General features: G+C 70.0%; 15 protein-coding genes. 7 read left to right on the top strand and 8 right to left on the bottom strand.

Features of this window, described 5'->3' with window-relative positions:
* Positions 1-186: 186 nt before the first annotated feature.
* The 3 genes from ACIBLC_RS33215 to ychF all read right to left on the bottom strand — a co-directional run bounded on the left by ACIBLC_RS33215 (position 187) and on the right by ychF (position 3,689).
* Positions 187-885 carry a response regulator gene (locus tag ACIBLC_RS33215; RefSeq protein ID WP_399215066.1) on the bottom strand — a complete coding sequence of 233 codons (699 nt, stop codon included), beginning with the start codon at positions 883-885 and terminating at the stop codon, positions 187-189.
* A complete protein-coding gene (locus ACIBLC_RS33210) occupies positions 882-2,159 on the bottom strand; it encodes a sensor histidine kinase (protein ID WP_399215065.1) in 1,278 nt (425 codons plus the stop codon). Before ACIBLC_RS33210 ends, ACIBLC_RS33215 begins: the two co-directional genes overlap by 4 nt.
* Positions 2,160-2,600: 441 nt before the next feature.
* Positions 2,601-3,689: a redox-regulated ATPase YchF gene (ychF, locus tag ACIBLC_RS33205; protein WP_399215064.1), complete on the bottom strand. Its 1,089-nt coding sequence runs from the start codon at positions 3,687-3,689 to the stop codon at positions 2,601-2,603.
* A gap of 340 nt (positions 3,690-4,029) precedes the next feature.
* Between ychF and ACIBLC_RS33200 the strand changes: the two genes are divergently transcribed.
* Positions 4,030-4,449 carry a DUF6542 domain-containing protein gene (locus ACIBLC_RS33200; RefSeq protein WP_399215063.1) on the top strand — a complete coding sequence of 140 codons (420 nt, stop codon included), beginning with the start codon at positions 4,030-4,032 and terminating at the stop codon, positions 4,447-4,449.
* A 184-nt stretch (positions 4,450-4,633) separates the two neighbouring features.
* Here ACIBLC_RS33200 and ppgK read toward each other — a convergent pair whose 3' ends face one another.
* Together ppgK and ACIBLC_RS33190 are read right to left on the bottom strand one after the other, a co-directional pair.
* Complete coding sequence (ppgK, locus tag ACIBLC_RS33195) at positions 4,634-5,380, bottom strand: polyphosphate--glucose phosphotransferase (protein WP_399215062.1); 747 nt, start codon at positions 5,378-5,380, stop codon at positions 4,634-4,636.
* Between the two features lie 94 nt (positions 5,381-5,474).
* Positions 5,475-6,479 (bottom strand): 4-hydroxy-3-methylbut-2-enyl diphosphate reductase, encoded by a 1,005-nt coding sequence (locus tag ACIBLC_RS33190; RefSeq protein ID WP_399215061.1) that lies wholly within the window; start codon positions 6,477-6,479, stop codon positions 5,475-5,477.
* A gap of 97 nt (positions 6,480-6,576) precedes the next feature.
* Here ACIBLC_RS33190 and ACIBLC_RS33185 point away from each other — a divergent pair, with 97 nt between their 5' ends.
* The 4 genes from ACIBLC_RS33185 (at position 6,577) to ACIBLC_RS33170 (ending at position 10,520) form a co-directional block, all read left to right on the top strand.
* The gene (locus ACIBLC_RS33185) at positions 6,577-7,968 is read left to right on the top strand and encodes an APC family permease (protein WP_399215060.1); all 1,392 of its coding nucleotides are present in this window, start codon (positions 6,577-6,579) and stop codon (positions 7,966-7,968) included.
* 349 nt (positions 7,969-8,317) lie between these two features.
* Positions 8,318-9,526, top strand: coding sequence for an exodeoxyribonuclease VII large subunit (xseA, locus tag ACIBLC_RS33180; RefSeq protein WP_399215059.1), 1,209 nt, complete (start codon positions 8,318-8,320; stop codon positions 9,524-9,526).
* Positions 9,527-9,535: 9 nt separating this feature from the next.
* The gene (locus ACIBLC_RS33175; RefSeq protein WP_399215057.1) at positions 9,536-9,784 is read left to right on the top strand and encodes an exodeoxyribonuclease VII small subunit; all 249 of its coding nucleotides are present in this window, start codon (positions 9,536-9,538) and stop codon (positions 9,782-9,784) included.
* 145 nt (positions 9,785-9,929) lie between these two features.
* On the top strand, positions 9,930-10,520 hold the full coding sequence (locus tag ACIBLC_RS33170; protein WP_399215056.1) for a malonic semialdehyde reductase: 591 nt from the start codon (positions 9,930-9,932) through the stop codon (positions 10,518-10,520).
* Between the two features lie 70 nt (positions 10,521-10,590).
* Here the strand turns inward: ACIBLC_RS33170 and ACIBLC_RS33165 are convergent, their stop codons facing one another.
* Positions 10,591-11,109, bottom strand: coding sequence for a DUF4245 domain-containing protein (locus ACIBLC_RS33165; RefSeq protein WP_399215055.1), 519 nt, complete (start codon positions 11,107-11,109; stop codon positions 10,591-10,593).
* A gap of 126 nt (positions 11,110-11,235) precedes the next feature.
* Here ACIBLC_RS33165 and glpX point away from each other — a divergent pair, with 126 nt between their 5' ends.
* Complete coding sequence (gene glpX, locus ACIBLC_RS33160) at positions 11,236-12,267, top strand: class II fructose-bisphosphatase (protein ID WP_399215054.1); 1,032 nt, start codon at positions 11,236-11,238, stop codon at positions 12,265-12,267.
* Positions 12,268-12,364: 97 nt separating this feature from the next.
* On the opposite strand, the gene ACIBLC_RS33155 is transcribed toward glpX, so the two are convergent.
* Positions 12,365-12,742, bottom strand: coding sequence for a WhiB family transcriptional regulator (locus tag ACIBLC_RS33155; RefSeq protein WP_399215053.1), 378 nt, complete (start codon positions 12,740-12,742; stop codon positions 12,365-12,367).
* 209 nt (positions 12,743-12,951) lie between these two features.
* Positions 12,952-13,668, bottom strand: a complete 717-nt coding sequence (locus tag ACIBLC_RS33150) for a DUF1707 domain-containing protein (protein WP_399215052.1) — start codon at positions 13,666-13,668, stop codon at positions 12,952-12,954.
* Between the two features lie 155 nt (positions 13,669-13,823).
* On the opposite strand from ACIBLC_RS33150, the gene ACIBLC_RS33145 reads away from it, so the two are divergent.
* Positions 13,824-15,491, top strand: a complete 1,668-nt coding sequence (locus ACIBLC_RS33145) for a fumarate hydratase (protein WP_399215051.1) — start codon at positions 13,824-13,826, stop codon at positions 15,489-15,491.
* The last annotated feature ends 87 nt before the right edge of the window (positions 15,492-15,578 follow it).

Below are 15,578 nucleotides of genomic sequence, written 5' to 3'. Positions count from 1 at the left end.
CCCCACGGTCATGTTCCTGCGCTCGGCCCAACGCAATGGGCGCCTCTACACCCGCGGCCAGCTCCGCTCCGAGGGGACGCGCGCACTGTCCTGACCCGGCAGCCACGGGTCCCCGCCACCGAACTCACGCTGCACCCGTGCGCCCGCTCGCTGAAGGACCGTCCACCGAACAGGGTTTCCGGTCGTTCAGGTCCGGTCGCCGTCCCCTGCCAAGCCGGCCCGGTAGGCCAGGACCACCGCCTGGACGCGATCACGAAGATCCAGTTTGGTGAGGATGCGGGAGACGTAGGTCTTGACGGTCTCGGGGCTGATGACCATCACGGCGGCTATTTCGGCGTTCGACAGGCCCTCGCTGATCAGCAGGAGAACCTCGTGCTCGCGGCCGGTGAGGGCCTTGAGGCGTTCGCGGTCGCGGGAGGCGGGAGTGGCGGCGGGGCGCAGGCGTTCGGCGTGACGGCCGATCAGGGCGCGGGTGACGGCGGGGGCCAGCAGGGCCTCACCGCGGGCGACGGTGCGTACGGCGTTGATCAGTTCGGCCGGCGCGGCGTCCTTCAACAGGAAGCCGCTGGCCCCGGCACGCAGGGACTCGTACACGTACTCGTCGACGTTGAAGGTGGTGACGATGAGGATCTTCGCGGGGCTGAGGGATGCGGGGCCGGCCAGGTGGCGCGTGGCCTCGATCCCGTCGAGCAGGGGCATCCGGATGTCCATGACGATGACATCCGGCTTCAGCTCCTCCGCGGCGCGGATCGCGGCCCGGCCGTCCGTCGCCTCCCCCACGACCTCGATGTCGGGCTGGGCGGAGAGGATCGTGACGAAGCCGGCGCGCACGAGGGCCTGGTCCTCGCAGATCAGCACCCTGATCGCAGCGGTCGGAACACTCACGCGGCACCTCCTGTGGGTATGCGCGCGTGCACGCGGAACCCGCCTTCCGGGCGGGCCCCTGCCGCGAACTCGCCGCCCAGCATCTCCACCCGTTCCCGCAGCCCGGTCAGGCCCCGGCCGCCCGAGATGTGCGGTCCGCCGTCGCGGAGGGCGGCGGACTCGGGCCTGTCGTCGGCCCTGCCCGCGGTGGTGACCTCGACCTCCGTCCAGTCGGGGGTGTGCGCGAGGCGTACGAGAGTCTGGTGGCCGGCGGCGTACTTCACGGCGTTCGTGAGGGATTCCTGAACGATGCGATAGGCCGCGAGTCGGGCGCCTATGGCCGTGGCCGGCTGCTGCCCCTCCTCGACCAGCTCGATGGGCTGGCCACCCCCGCGTGTCTGCTCCACCAGATCAGCCACCCGGCCCGGCATCGGCGTCCGCCCCTCGGGCTCCGACTCGCCGGTCGCCTCCAGCACGCCGAGGAGGAAACGGAGTTCGGCCAGTGCGCGGCGGCCGGTGCCGTTGATGGCTTCGAGGGCGTCGCTGAGCCGGTCAGGCGACTCGGTGAGGTACTGAGCCGCGCCGGCCTGGACGACCATCGCGGTCACATGGTGGGTCACCACGTCGTGCAACTCCCTTGCCATACGGCTGCGTTCGACGGCGATGGCCACCTGCGCGGACAGGTGCCGACGCGCGGCCTCCTGGCCCCGCTGCCTGCGGACCAGGGCGCCCAGTCCCCACACCGCCGCCAGGACCATGTAGTAGAGCAGGTAGTCGGTCAAGCCGGCGGGTGAGCCCAGCGCGTGCAGGGCGACGCCGAAGAGCACGTATCCGCCCGTAGCCGCCAGTGGTACGGCCCGCCGGAGGCGATCCTGGTGGGCACCCACGGAGTACAGCGCGATGTACAGACCCAGGCTGCCGAAGGTCGGGGGGCAGCCGAGGGACTGGTGGACCGCGAACGACGTGCCCACCACCGCGAGGCAGGCGGCCGGCCACCGGGTCCGCACCATGAGCGGCAGGGTCTGACCCAGCGTCAGGAGCACGCTCGCGACGGAGACGCCGTGAACGGGTAGGTCGCCGAACTGCGCCCCGATCCGCGACAGCGGGGACGTGAACGACAGCACCGTGAAGACGAGCGCGAACTCGCGGTCCTTGACGGCGGTGGGGCGTGCTTCCCACCACCGCGACAGCAGGCGCAGCCGGGCGGTCGCGGCGGCCACCAGGCCCGCGCGTGCGGGAAGACCCCTGCCCCGCACCGGTAACGCGGGCCCGGCTCGGGAAGGGGATTCACGCACCGCTTGGTCTTCCATCGCCACCCATGATCGGTTGAATCCAGTGCTGAACGGTACGAGAACCGGGTCCTGGCAAGTGGCCCGCGATCCGCCCCATTCCCATCCACCATCCCCATCCGGTACGACCCGTCCGGCTAGGCGCACCACACGGGGCCACATGGCCGGACGGTTCCGCCCGGTGAATGTAGCGCCTGTCGACGGACGGCGTACTCCCGGAGAGAACAGGCGCGTAGCTGGACTCAGGAGACAGCCGGACACGGCGGGTGCCGACCCGTCGGCGCCGATACGCCGGTGCTCGCGACCCGTGGTTCACCGGTACCGAAAGCGCCAACCACCCACCGTGAGCGGGCCCTTTGGGAACGACCAAGGGGCCGAGCTCACGAGACAGCTCGACCCCGGACCCGCACGTCAAACGAGTCGCATTGACGTACAGCGATGATGCGATCACACGTTGAAGCGGAACTCCACCACGTCGCCGTCCTGCATGACGTAGTCCTTGCCCTCCATGCGGGCCTTGCCCTTGGCGCGGGCCTCGGCGACCGAGCCGGTCTCGACGAGGTCGGCGAAGGAGATGACCTCGGCCTTGATGAAGCCCTTCTGGAAGTCGGTGTGGATGACTCCGGCGGCCTCGGGGGCGGTGGCGCCCTTCTTGATGGTCCAGGCGCGGGATTCCTTCGGGCCGGCCGTCAGGTAGGTCTGGAGACCGAGGGTGTCGAAGCCGACTCGGGCCAGGGTGGCCATGCCGGGCTCCTCGACGCCCACCGACTCCAGGAGCTCCATCGCTTCCTCCTCGTCGAGCTCGGCGAGGTCCGCCTCCAGCTTGGCGTTGAGGAAGATCGCCTCGGCGGGGGCGACCAGGGCGCGCTGCTCGGCCTTGAACTCGTCGTCGACCAGCTCGTCCTCGTCGACGTTGAAGACGTACAGGAACGGCTTGGTGGTGAGCAGGTGCAGGTCGTGCAGCAGCTTCTCGTTGCCGGAGCCCTGGACGATGCCCGCGGAGAAGAGGGTCTCGCCCTTCTCCAGGATGGCCTGGGCCGCCTCGACCGCGGCGACCTTCGGGCCGATGTCCTTCTTGATCCGCGACTCCCGCTGGAGGCGCGGCAGAACCTTCTCGATCGTCTGGAGGTCCGCGAGGATCAGCTCGGTGTTGATCGTCTCGATGTCGTCCTTGGGCGAGACCTTGCCGTCGACGTGTACGACGTTCTCGTCCTTGAAGGCGCGGATGACCTGGCAGATCGCGTCCGACTCGCGGATGTTCGCGAGGAACTTGTTGCCCAGGCCCTCACCCTCGGAGGCACCCTTCACGATGCCGGCGATGTCGACGAAGTCGACGGTGGCGGGCAGGACCTTCTGCGAGCTGAAGATCTCGGCCAGCTTCGTCAGCCGCGTGTCGGGCACGCCGACCACGCCGACGTTCGGCTCGATCGTGGCGAACGGGTAGTTGGCCGCGAGCACGTCGTTCTTGGTCAGGGCGTTGAACATGGTCGACTTGCCGACGTTGGGCAGACCGACGATTCCGATCGTGAGCGACACGTTGCGACTTCCCGTACGTGAGGATGGGCGAGGGCCCCCGGGAGAGCGCGGGCCGATCCACCAGTCTACGGCGTGCGGGATCCCGCACCGGCGACGTATCGAACGCTTGCCCAAGGTCGGCTCTACGGCGTGTCTGAAGGCCTATTCCACACATAAAACGACCTAAGTTGATCCAGTGGAGCAACACAGGACGCGTCCCCCTCAGCCCGGACAGCAGCACGGACCGCGACGCGGTGCGCCCTTTCCCTCGCAGGCCGGGCGGGGTGCGGCCGGCGCGGTCCGGCGGGGCACGGCGACCGCCCGGCGGCCCGCTCCGCCGGTCGTCCAGGCGGTACGGCGGATGCCGAACCCCCGGCTCACCGGGCTGGGCAGCGGGCTGTTCTGCGGTGCGCTGATGTTCGCCCTCGGCTGCCTGGACCAGCTGCTGTTCGGGGCGTCCCTGGTGGTCTACGGGGTGCTGTTCCTGCCGGTCTGCGCGCTGACCGCGGTGTGGGTGCGGCGCGGGGACCTCGTCACCGCGCCGGTCGTCGTCCCGATCGCCTTCGCCTTCGGGCTGCTGCCGGTCGCCGGCGACAACGGAGGCGGGATCGGGGGACGGCTGATGGGGCTCGTCACCGCACTCGCCGTAGAGGCGGGCTGGCTGTACGGGGGGACGCTGATCGCGGGGCTCATCGCGACCGTACGGAAGGCTCGGCTCATGAGCCGCCGGGCCGCGCAGCGCAGGGCGGCACAGGCCCCGGCCCGGCGGCGTCCGGCCTGAGCGACAGCCGGGTACGGACCGGGCCTGAGCAACAGCCCTGTACGGCCCGCCCCGAGCGACAACTCGACAGGGCCCGGCGTCGTCCGCCGGGCGTTCCCATCGCGCTCCCAACCGCAAGGCCCGGCTGTCCCCGACGTGCCCCGCAACAGGCCCGGCTTCTCCTCCGACAAGCCCCGCGAAGCGCCTACGAAGCCTTCGCCGCCCGCATCGCCGCGCCCACGATCCCCGCGTTGTTCTGGAGCTGCGCCGGAACGATCTCCGCCTTGATGTCCTCGATCAGGGGCAGGAACTTCTCGGACTTGCGGCTGACACCCCCGCCGATGATGAAGAGCTCGGGCGAGAAGAGCATCTCCAGGTGGGCGAGGTACTTCGTGACCCGGCGCGCCCAGTGCTCCCAGGTGAGCTCGTGGTCGTCCTTGGCCTTGGTGGAGGCACGCTTCTCGGCCTCGTGACCGCCGAGCTCCAGGTGGCCCAGCTCCGTGTTCGGGACGAGGGTGCCGTCGATGAAGAGCGCGCTGCCGATGCCGGTGCCGAAGGTGAGCAGGATGACCGTGCCCTGGTGGTCGCGGCCCGCGCCGAACTGCATCTCTGCGACGCCCGCCGCGTCCGCGTCGTTCAGCACCGTCACCGGAAGGCCGCCGAGCCTGCCGCTGAGCAGGGCGCGCGCGTCGGTGTCGATCCAGTCCTTGTCGACATTTGCGGCCGTACGGATGGTGGCCTCGCCGGTGACCACACCGGGGAACGTGATGCCGACCGGGCCCGTCCAGTCGAAGTGGGCGACGACGTCCCGCACGCCGTCGGCCACCGCGTCAGGCGTCGCGGGATGCGGTGTGAGCACCTTGAAGCGCTCCTCCGTCAATTCGCCGCGGTCCAGGTCCACAGGAGCGCCCTTGATCCCGGAACCGCCGATGTCCACACCAAAGATCTGCATGGACCCACGTTACGTCCTGCCACTGACAGTCACTTCCCCGACGGCGCACGGCCCCGGTACCTTCACGTCCGGAGCCGGTGCGACCGCCGGTCGGTCACTTCTCGCCGGTGCGCTCCGCGACCAGGGCCGCCGCCTCCGCGCGCAGATCGCGGCGCAGTTCCTTCGGCAGCGAGAAGGTGATGGACTCCTCGGCCGTCTTCACCGTCTCCACGTCTCCGTAGCCACGCGCGCCCAGCCATTCCAGTACTTCCTCCACCAGCACGTCCGGGACCGAGGCGCCGGAGGTCAGGCCGACGGTGTCGACGCCCTCCAGCCAGGTCTCGTCGATCTCGGAGGCGAAGTCCACCAGGTGTGCCTTGGGCGCGCCCGCGTCGAGGGCGACCTCGACCATCCGGATCGAGTTCGAGGAGTTCTTCGAGCCGACCACGATCACCAGCTGGGCGTCCTCGGCGAGCTTCTTCACGGCGATCTGGCGGTTCTGCGTGGCGTAGCAGATGTCGTCGCTGGGCGGGGAGATGAGCTGCGGGAACTTCTCCTTGAGGGCGTCGACCGTCTCCATGGTCTCGTCGACCGACAGCGTGGTCTGGGAGAGCCAGACCACCTTGGAGGGGTCGCGGACCTCGACCTTGGCGACGTCCGAGGGGCCGTCGACCAGGGTGATGTGCTCGGGCGCCTCACCGGACGTGCCGATGACTTCCTCGTGGCCCTCGTGCCCGATCAGGAGGATGTCGTAGTCCTCCTTGGCGAAGCGGACGGCTTCCTTGTGGACCTTGGTGACCAGCGGGCAGGTCGCGTCGATGGTGGCGAGCTTTCCGGCCGCGGCCTGGTCGTGGACGACCGGGGCGACGCCGTGCGCCGAGAACATGACGATGGACCCCTCGGGGACCTCCGCGGTCTGCTCGACGAAGATCGCACCCTTCTTTTCCAGGGTGCGTACGACGTACTTGTTGTGGACGATCTCGTGGCGGACATAGATCGGGGCCCCGTACTGCTCAAGGGCCTTCTCGACGGCGATCACGGCGCGGTCCACACCCGCGCAGTAGCCCCGGGGGGCGGCGAGCAGGACACGGCGGCCAGGCGAAGCAGTCATGCGTCCCATCGTAAGGCCGCGCTCGACAGGTCAAAGATCGCCTCCTTGGGGAGACTGGTCGGGAACTGGAAGGGGCGGGGCCAGTCGCGACTCTCGGGAGGCATGGATGTCCGACACGGAGACCTCGGCCGGTGACACCAGTGGTGCCGGCGATGCTGGTGGGGAACGCGGGCTGCGGCGCAGTCTCGGTTTCCGGGATCTGGTGGTCTACGGGCTGCTGTTCATCGCCCCCATGGCACCCGTCGGCATCTTCGGGACCCTCGACGCGAAGTCGCACGGGGCCGTCGCGCTGGTCTACGTCGTCGCCACCGTCGCGATGGCGTTCACCGCTTTCAGCTACGCGCAGATGGTCCGCGTGGTCCCGCAGGCGGGCTCGGTGTTCGCCTACGCGCGCGTGGGGCTCGGAAAAGAGGCCGGGTTCGTCGCCGGGTGGATGGCGATGCTCGACTATCTGCTCATCCCGGCGGTGGCGTACCTCTTCTCCGGGATCGCGATGAACTCCCTGGTCCCGGAGGTGTCCCGGTGGGTGTGGACGGCACTCGCCGTGGTCATCACGACACTGCTGAACCTGTGGGGCGTACGGGCCGCGGCGCGGATCGGTTTCCTGGTGCTCGCGATGGAGATCGTGGTCCTCCTTGTCTTCGTCGTCTCCGCGGTCGTCGTACTCGCGCGCGACGGGGCCCAGCGCGGCTGGCTGTCACCGCTGTCCGGTGACGGCACCCAGGGGGCGTTCGCGCTGTCGGCGGTCATCGGCGCGGTGTCGATCGCCGTCCTGTCGTATCTGGGCTTCGACGCGATCGCCTCCTTCGCGGAGGAGGTCACGGGCGGTTCGGAGAAGGTGGCCAGGGCGGTGCTGTTCTGCCTGGCGCTGGCGGGGGTGCTGTTCGTGGCGCAGACCTACCTGGTGGCGCTCCTCGAGCCGACGACGTCCGCGCGGCTCGCCGCCGACCCCGGGATGCAGGGATCGGCCTTCTACGACGCCGTGGACGCCTCCGTCGGGACCTGGCTGCACGACCTGGTGGCCTTGAGCAAGGCGATCGGAGCGGCGTTCGCGGCGCTCGCCGGGCAGGCCGCGGCGGGCCGTCTCGTGTTCGCCATGGCCCGCGGCCGGCGGCTGCCGAGGTTCCTTTCGAGGACCGACGCCGGCGTACCGAGGCCGGCCCTCCTGTGCGCGGCGCTCATCACGCTGGTCGCCGCGGTCTGGGCGGCCCGGCGCGACGACGGACTCGACCGCCTGGTGTCGGTCGTCAACATCGGCGCGCTGACCGCCTTCACGCTGCTGCACGCGAGCGTGGTGGGCTGGTTCGCCGTACGCCGGCGGGGCGGGCCTCTCGTGTGGTGGCGGCACATCCTGATCCCCGTCGTCGGCGCCGCGATCACCGTCGCCGTGATCGTCGAGGCCTCGGGCACGGCCCAGGTGGTCGGCGCGATCTGGCTGGCGGTGGGACTCGTGGTGCTGGTGGTGCAGCGCGGCCGGGGTGGCGAGGAAACCGGGTAACCGAGGGGGACGGCCGACGGTCCCCGGTGGGCCTCAGGCGAACCGCTGGTCCCCGGCGGCTCCTGGACGAGCCGCTGGTCCCGGCGGGCCACAGGCAAACCGCTCGTCCCCGGCGGCTCCTGGACAAGCCGCTGGTCCCGGCGGGCCACAGGCAAACCTCTCGTCCCCGGCGGCTCCTGGTGAAGCCGCTGGTCCCGGTGAGCCACAGGCAAACCGCCGTCCCCAGCGGGTCCTGGACGAGCCGCCGACTTGGGTGGGCCAGAGGCAGGTGGCCCGGGTTCAGGACGCCGGCCCCCGCCGTGCCGGATCGTGCGGCCGCGTTGTCCGAGCCTGCGGCTACGCTCGCGACATGGCTCTCAACACGTCCGCGGACGCCCCGCTGCCCGTCGGCGAGGTGTCGCGGCTCATCGGGGGATGGATCGACCGGCTCGGCGCGGTGTGGGTCGAGGGGCAGATCACCCAGTTGTCGCGGCGCCCGGGCGCGGGGGTCGTCTTCCTGACGCTGCGCGACCCGTCGCACGACATCTCCGTGAGCGTGACCTGCTACCGCCAGGTGTTCGACGCGGTGGCAGACGTGGTGACCGAGGGCGCCCGTGTGGTCGTACTCGCGAAGCCCGAGTGGTATGCGCCACGGGGGCAGTTGTCGCTGCGGGCCACCGAGATGAAGCCGGTGGGAGTGGGTGAACTGCTCGCCCGCCTGGAGCAGTTGAAGAAGTCGCTGACGGCCGAGGGGCTGTTCGCGGCAGAGCGCAAGAAAGCCCTGCCCTTCCTGCCGCAGCTCATCGGGCTGGTGTGCGGGCGGGCGTCCGCGGCCGAGCGGGACGTGCTGGAGAACGCGCGGCACCGCTGGCCGGCGGTCCGCTTCGAGGTGCGCAACGTCGCCGTACAGGGCGTGCACGCCGTGCCGCAGGTCGTGCGGGCCGTGCAGGATCTCGACGCGCGGGACGACGTCGACGTGATCATCGTGGCGCGCGGCGGCGGCAGCGTGGAGGATCTGCTGCCGTTCTCGGACGAGCAGTTGGTACGGGCGGTCGCGGCCTGCCGTACTCCCGTCGTGTCGGCCATCGGACACGAACCCGACACCCCGCTCCTCGACTACGTGGCCGACCTGCGCGCGTCCACGCCGACCGACGCCGCCAAGAAGGTCGTGCCGGACGTCGGCGAGGAGTACGAGCGGGTGCGGCTGCTGCGGGACCGGGCGCGGCGCAGCGTCCACGCCTTCATCGACCGCGAGGAGCGTGGCCTGGCGCACGCGCTGGCCCGGCCCTCGATAGAGGATCCGCACCGGATGATCGACGAGCGGGCGGACCACGTCGCCTCGCTCCTCGACCGCGGCCGGCGCACCCTGGGCCATCTCCTGGACCGCGCGGTCTCGGAGTTGACGCACACCCACGCGCGCGTGGTGGCCCTCTCCCCCGCGGCGACGCTCCAGCGGGGTTACGCCGTGCTCCAGCGGGCCGACGGCCATGTGGTCAGGGACCCCGCCGAGGTGACGGCGGACGAGCCGCTGCGCGCGCGGGTCGCCGAGGGTGAGTTCTCCGTCCGAGTCGATGCATAGGGTGGGCGCATGACCAGCAAGGTGGACGAAGCGCTCGGGTACGAGCAGGCGCGGGACGAGCTGATCGAGGTCGTACGCCGGCTGGAGGCGGGCGGTACGACCTTGGAGGAGTCCCTCGCGCTCTGGGAGCGGGGCGAGGAACTGGCGAAGGTGTGCCGGCGCTGGCTGGAGGGTGCGCGGGCCCGGCTGGACGCCGCTCTGGCCGGGGAGGACGGCGAGGGAGCCGGGGACGGCAGCGAGGACACCGAGTCCGAGTAGCCCGGCGCTCGGGCGGGACAACACCGGGACCTGTGAAGCGGATCACGACACCCCGCTTTTAGTTGAAACTTGAACATTGCTGTTCTAGTGTCGACACTGTCAGCCGATCACCCGGATCCGACGCACGTCCCGAGAAGGTTCAACCATGTCTCTCGTTCTTGACTCCGCCGCACAGGACCTGCTGTTCCGCGAGGCCCGCACCGCGAACACCTTCACCGACGAGCCGGTGACCGAGGAGCAGGTGCAGGCGATCTACGACCTGGTCAAGTACGGCCCGACCTCCATGAACCAGTCGCCGCTGCGGATCACCCTGGTCCGCTCCGCCGAGGCCCGCGAGCGCCTCGTCGGCCTCATGTCCGAGGGCAACCGCCCGAAGACGGCCACCGCCCCGCTGGTCGCGATCCTCTCCGCCGACAACGAGTTCCACGAGGAGCTGCCGCAGCTCTTCCCGCACTTCCCCGGCGCCAAGGACCTGTTCGGCGGCTCCCGCGAGGCCCGCGAGCAGTCGGCCCGCCTGAACGCCGCCCTCCAGTCCGCGTACTTCATCATCGGCGTCCGCGCCGCCGGCCTGGCCGCGGGCCCGATGACCGGCTTCGACTCCGCCGGCGTCCAGAAGGAGTTCCTGGACGACGACCACGCCCCGCTGATGGTCGTCAACATCGGCCGCCCGGGCGAGGACGCGTGGTTCCCGCGTTCGCCGCGCCTGGAGAGCGACCAGGTCATCACGACCGTCTGAGCCGACTGTGGGCAAGGGCATGGGGAGGGCCCCGGTGACATGTCACCGGGGCCCTCCCCATGCCCGCTGATCAGGTCGTCTTCAGGGCCTGCGCCATCTTCGTCAGCTGTCCGAACGACGCCGTTCCGGTCACCACCGTCGTGGAGCCGGCCTCCTTGAGCACGAGGGCGTCGTACTGCTCACCCTCGTACCGCTGCCACGTCCGGTCGCCTATGCGCTGGGTGGCCTTCGTCTCCTCGGCGCCCTGGCTGGCCGTCGAGATGAACGCGGCCGGCTTCTCGGTGGACTGCTCGACCGCCACGTACTGGCCCTCGGGGTCGTGGTAGCCCAGGTGCCAGGCGTCGAACTCCGAGCCGTCGTACCGCACCGACGTCGCCTTCCACTCCGCGGGCAGCCCCTCGGGCGCCGCCACGGGATAGCTCGCCGCGCGACGAGCCGTGAGCAGCTCGACGCGGTAGTCGACGCGCTTGAGCTCGGGTTCGGAGTCGTCGTGCGGGATGAAGACGTAGATGACGCCTGCCGCGAGCGTGATGATGCCCAGGGAAAGAACCATGCCCCGGATCGACTGCCTGCCATTGGTACCTGCCACGCCTCTATCGTCGCAGGCGCCCTGGCCTGCTCATCCGTGGGGTCCCCTGCTCATTTTGTCGGCCTGGAGATAGAGTCGGGGCCATACCCTCATCCGGCCGTCGTCGTATCAGAAAGGTGCGTCTCGATGACCGAGCATCATCTGCCCTCCGAACTCGAGGTCCCCGCAGAGGCCCCCGACCGAAATCTCGCCCTGGAACTCGTCCGGGTCACCGAAGCGGCCGCGATGGCCGCGGGCCGCTGGGTCGGCCGCGGCGACAAGCTCGGCGCCGACGGTGCCGCTGTGCGCGCCATGCGGACCCTCGTCTCCACCGTCTCGATGAACGGCGTCGTCGTCATCGGTGAGGGTGAGAAGGACGAGGCCCCGATGCTCTTCAACGGAGAGCGCGTCGGTGACGGGACCGGCGCCGAGGTCGACATCGCCGTCGACCCGATCGACGGGACCACGCTCACCGCGAAGGGCATGACGAACGCGATCGCCGTGCTCGCAGCAGCCGACCGCGGCACCATGTTCGACCCGTCCGCGGTCTTCTACATGGACAAACTGGTCACCGGCCCGGACGCCGCCGACTTCGTCGACATCAACGCCCCCGTCTCGGTGAACATCCGCCGGGTCGCCAAGGCGAAGAGGTCCTCGCCCGAGGACGTCACGGTCGTCATCCTCGACCGGCCGCGGCACGACGGGATCATCAAGGAGATCCGCGAGACGGGCGCCCGGATCAAGCTGATCTCCGACGGCGACGTCGCGGGCTCGATCCTGGCCCTGCGCGAGGGCACCGGCATCGACCTGCTGCTCGGCATCGGCGGCACCCCCGAGGGCATCATCTCGGCCTGCGCCGTGAAGTGCCTGGGCGGCACCATCCAGGGCAAGTTGTGGCCCAAGGACGACGAGGAGAAGGCGCGGGCGCTCGACGCGGGCCACGACCTCGACCGCGTCCTCTACACGGACGACCTGGTCTCCGGCGAGAACGTCTTCTTCGTCGCCACCGGCATCACGGACGGCGAGCTGCTGCGCGGGGTCCGGTATCGCGCCGAGACCGCCACGACCGAGTCGATCGTCATGCGCTCCAAGTCCGGAACGGTCCGGCAGATCACGTCGGAGCACCGGCTGAGCAAGCTGCGGGCGTACAGCGCGATCGACTTCGACCGGGGGAAGTAGCCTCCGCCGTCAGGCACGTACGGGAAAGGGGCGCCCCTTGTGCGGGGGGCGCCCCTTTCCGTGTGCTCCGCAGGCCGGCTCTCCCGTGTGCTCCGGGCTAGCCGGCCGCCGCTATCGGTCCCGTCGAGCGGGCGGCCTTCTGGAGTTCGACGTCGCGGCGCCTGCGGCGGGCGAGGACCACGCGGCGCTCGGCGGCGGTGAGGCCGCCCCACACGCCGTACGGCTCCGGTTGCAGGAGCGCGTGTTCCCGGCATTCGACCATCACGGGACAGCGGGCGCAGACGCGCTTCGCCGCCTCCTCACGGGACAGGCGGGCCGCGGTGGGTTCCTTGGAAGGCGCGAAGAACAGGCCTGCCTCGTCCCGTCGGCACACGGCCTCCGTGTGCCACGGGGCTTCCTGATCCCTGTCCCGCACTGGCGCCCGCTGGGCCTGAACGGCGGCTACCTGCAGGGACTGATGCGGCGGTTGCAGCACGGTCTACTCCTGACGACGGCTTCGCGAGCGTGCCGGGCGCCGAGGGAAGTCCACAGCACCCTCCAGGGGACGATGCAGCAAGGCCTACCCGCTGTGCGCGCGCCTATGCACTGTGTTCCGAAGCCCGGGAATTCTCCACCGCTGCCACACGAACACCGGACCGACACGGCTGGACCGGTCCGCCGCGGGAACCGCCGGGTTCCCAGGCGTCAACGGTCCAGGTGCTTGCGCAAACTCTTGTCCAGCCGGTCCGACACCCGGTCCGTCACGCGGCCGAGGATGTCCGCGATCAGCTTGCCGCGCCTGGGCTTCGCCTCGACGCTGCCCAGTACGGCGAGGCCGTCCACATAGACCACGGGCGCTTCGGGCTCACCCGAATCGAGCGTGCGCACCTCGAAGCTGCCCAGCACCCCGGCGCCGCCGCCGCGCAGCGACACGTTCTCCGGGACGCGGATGTCCACACTGCCGAAGACCGAGATCGCCCTGATCACGACCTGCGGATACTCGAAGATCGCCTCGCTGAGGTCTATCTCGACGCTGCCGAACACCGCGTACGCGTGGATACGGCGGCCCGCGCGCCAGCGGCCCTTGCGGACGGCGGCGCTGAAGACGGCCACCACATTGTCATCGGGCTCCAGCGGGATCGCGCCCGCCGTGGGGCGGTTGGGCGCGATCGTGTACGCGGACGTCGCGCGGGGACCGTGGGCGGCGGGCAGGTCCCGCACGAACTGGTCCAGCTCGCCCACCGTCTTGGTGGCCAGCACCCCTTCCACGCGCTCGGAGTGCTCCTCGGCGGTGAGACGCCCCTCGGCGAGGGCGTCGCGCAGGATGTCGGTGATCCGGTCACGGTCCGCGTCGGAGGCACGGAGCTCGGCCGGCTTCGCCGACGCGGTGACAGTCGGCTCGGGGCGCTTCTGAAGGTCCACGGCCACAGCGTACCCAAACGCGATAGATCGCGACTAGGGGGTGTGGACGGCGAACTGAGCCTTACCTCACAGGCTCGGTGTCCGAGGCAGGTTCTACGCTGGTGGACGCTGCCAATGGAGGCATGCCGCTGTCTGTCGAGTGAGGAATGGGCGAGATGCCTGAGTTCGCGTACACCGATCTGCTCCCCCAGGGAGAGGACACCACTCCGTACCGGCTGGTGACCTCCGAGGGTGTCTCCACCTTCGAGGCCGACGGGCGGACGTTCCTCAAGGTCGAGCCGGAGGCGCTGCGGCAGCTCGCCGCCGAGGCCATCCACGACATCCAGCACTATCTGCGGCCCGCCCACCTCGCGCAGCTGCGGCGCATCATCGACGACCCGGAGGCGTCGGGCAACGACAAGTTCGTCGCGCTCGACCTCCTGAAGAACGCGAACATCGCGGCCGCGGGCGTCCTCCCGATGTGCCAGGACACCGGCACGGCGATCGTCATGGGCAAACGCGGGCAGAACGTCCTCACCCAGGGCTCCGACGAGGCGGCCCTCTCGCGCGGCATCTACGACGCGTACCTGAACCTGAACCTGCGCTACTCGCAGATGGCTCCGCTCACCATGTGGGAGGAGAAGAACACGGGCTCGAACCTCCCGGCCCAGATCGAGCTGTACGCGACGGACGGCGGCGCCTACAAGTTCCTCTTCATGGCCAAGGGCGGTGGCTCGGCGAACAAGAGCTTCCTCTACCAGGAGACGAAGGCCGTTCTGAACGAGGCCTCCATGATGAAGTTCCTGGAGGAGAAGATCCGTTCACTCGGTACGGCCGCCTGCCCGCCGTACCACCTGGCGATCGTGGTCGGCGGTACGAGCGCGGAGTACGCCCTGAAGACCGCGAAGTACGCCTCCGCGCACTACCTGGACGAGATCCCGGCCGAGGGTTCCGGGCTCGGGCACGGCTTCCGGGACAAGGACCTCGAGGAGAAGGTCTTCGAGCTGACGCAGCGGATCGGGATCGGGGCGCAGTTCGGCGGCAAGTACTTCTGCCACGACGTACGCGTGGTCCGCCTCCCCCGGCACGGCGCGTCCTGCCCCGTCGCCATCGCGGTGTCCTGCTCGGCCGACCGGCAGGCGGTCGCGAAGATCACCGCCGAGGGGGTCTTCCTGGAGCAGCTGGAGACCGACCCGGCGCGGTTCCTGCCGGAGACGACCGACGAGCATCTCGACGAGGACTCCGGCGTCGTACGGATCGACCTCAACCAGCCGATGGACGACATCCTCGCCGAGCTCACCAAGTACCCGGTGAAGACCCGGCTCTCGCTCTCCGGGCCGCTCGTCGTGGCCCGTGACATCGCGCACGCCAAGATCAAGGAGCGGCTGGACGCGGGCGAGGAGATGCCGCAGTACCTGAAGGACCACCCGGTGTACTACGCCGGGCCGGCCAAGACTCCCGAGGGGTACGCGTCCGGGTCCTTCGGTCCGACGACCGCGGGGCGGATGGACTCCTACGTCGAGCAGTTCCAGGCGGCGGGCGGGTCCAAGGTGATGCTGGCGAAGGGGAACCGGTCGGCGCAGGTCACCAACGCGTGTGACGCGCACGGCGGCTTCTATCTGGGGTCCATCGGCGGGCCCGCCGCGCGGCTCGCCCAGGACTGCATCAAGAAGGTCGAGGTCGTCGAGTACGAGGAGCTCGGGATGGAGGCCGTGTGGAAGATCGAGGTCGAGGACTTCCCGGCGTTCGTCGTCGTGGACGACAAGGGCAACGACTTCTTCCAGGACCCGGCGCCGGCGCCTACGTTCACTTCGATTCCGGTGCGGGGGCCGGGGCTGGGCTAGGGGTTTTTCGCCCCCTCCGCCCCTTCCCGTCCCGTTCCTGAGGGCTGCGCCCCCAGACCCCCCTGTCGCGCTTCGCGCTCGTCCTCA

The organism is Streptomyces sp. NPDC050535 (genome assembly GCF_044457665.1).
In the GTDB taxonomy this organism is placed as follows: domain Bacteria; phylum Actinomycetota; class Actinomycetes; order Streptomycetales; family Streptomycetaceae; genus Streptomyces.
Note: the sequence above shows the minus strand (reverse complement) of the source record. Positions and strands in the feature narration are given on the sequence as shown.

Coding starts and splice junctions, on each gene's coding strand:
- ACIBLC_RS33185 (WP_399215060.1), top strand. CDS start 6,577: ATGTCCGACACGGAGACCTCGGCCGGTGACACCAGTGGTGCCGGCGAT.
- ACIBLC_RS33190 (WP_399215061.1), bottom strand. CDS start 6,479: ATGGGACGCATGACTGCTTCGCCTGGCCGCCGTGTCCTGCTCGCCGCC.
- ACIBLC_RS33170 (WP_399215056.1), top strand. CDS start 9,930: ATGTCTCTCGTTCTTGACTCCGCCGCACAGGACCTGCTGTTCCGCGAG.
- ACIBLC_RS33145 (WP_399215051.1), top strand. CDS start 13,824: ATGCCTGAGTTCGCGTACACCGATCTGCTCCCCCAGGGAGAGGACACC.
- xseA (WP_399215059.1), top strand. CDS start 8,318: ATGGCTCTCAACACGTCCGCGGACGCCCCGCTGCCCGTCGGCGAGGTG.
- glpX (WP_399215054.1), top strand. CDS start 11,236: ATGACCGAGCATCATCTGCCCTCCGAACTCGAGGTCCCCGCAGAGGCC.
- ppgK (WP_399215062.1), bottom strand. CDS start 5,380: ATGCAGATCTTTGGTGTGGACATCGGCGGTTCCGGGATCAAGGGCGCT.
- ACIBLC_RS33175 (WP_399215057.1), top strand. CDS start 9,536: ATGACCAGCAAGGTGGACGAAGCGCTCGGGTACGAGCAGGCGCGGGAC.
- ACIBLC_RS33200 (WP_399215063.1), top strand. CDS start 4,030: ATGCCGAACCCCCGGCTCACCGGGCTGGGCAGCGGGCTGTTCTGCGGT.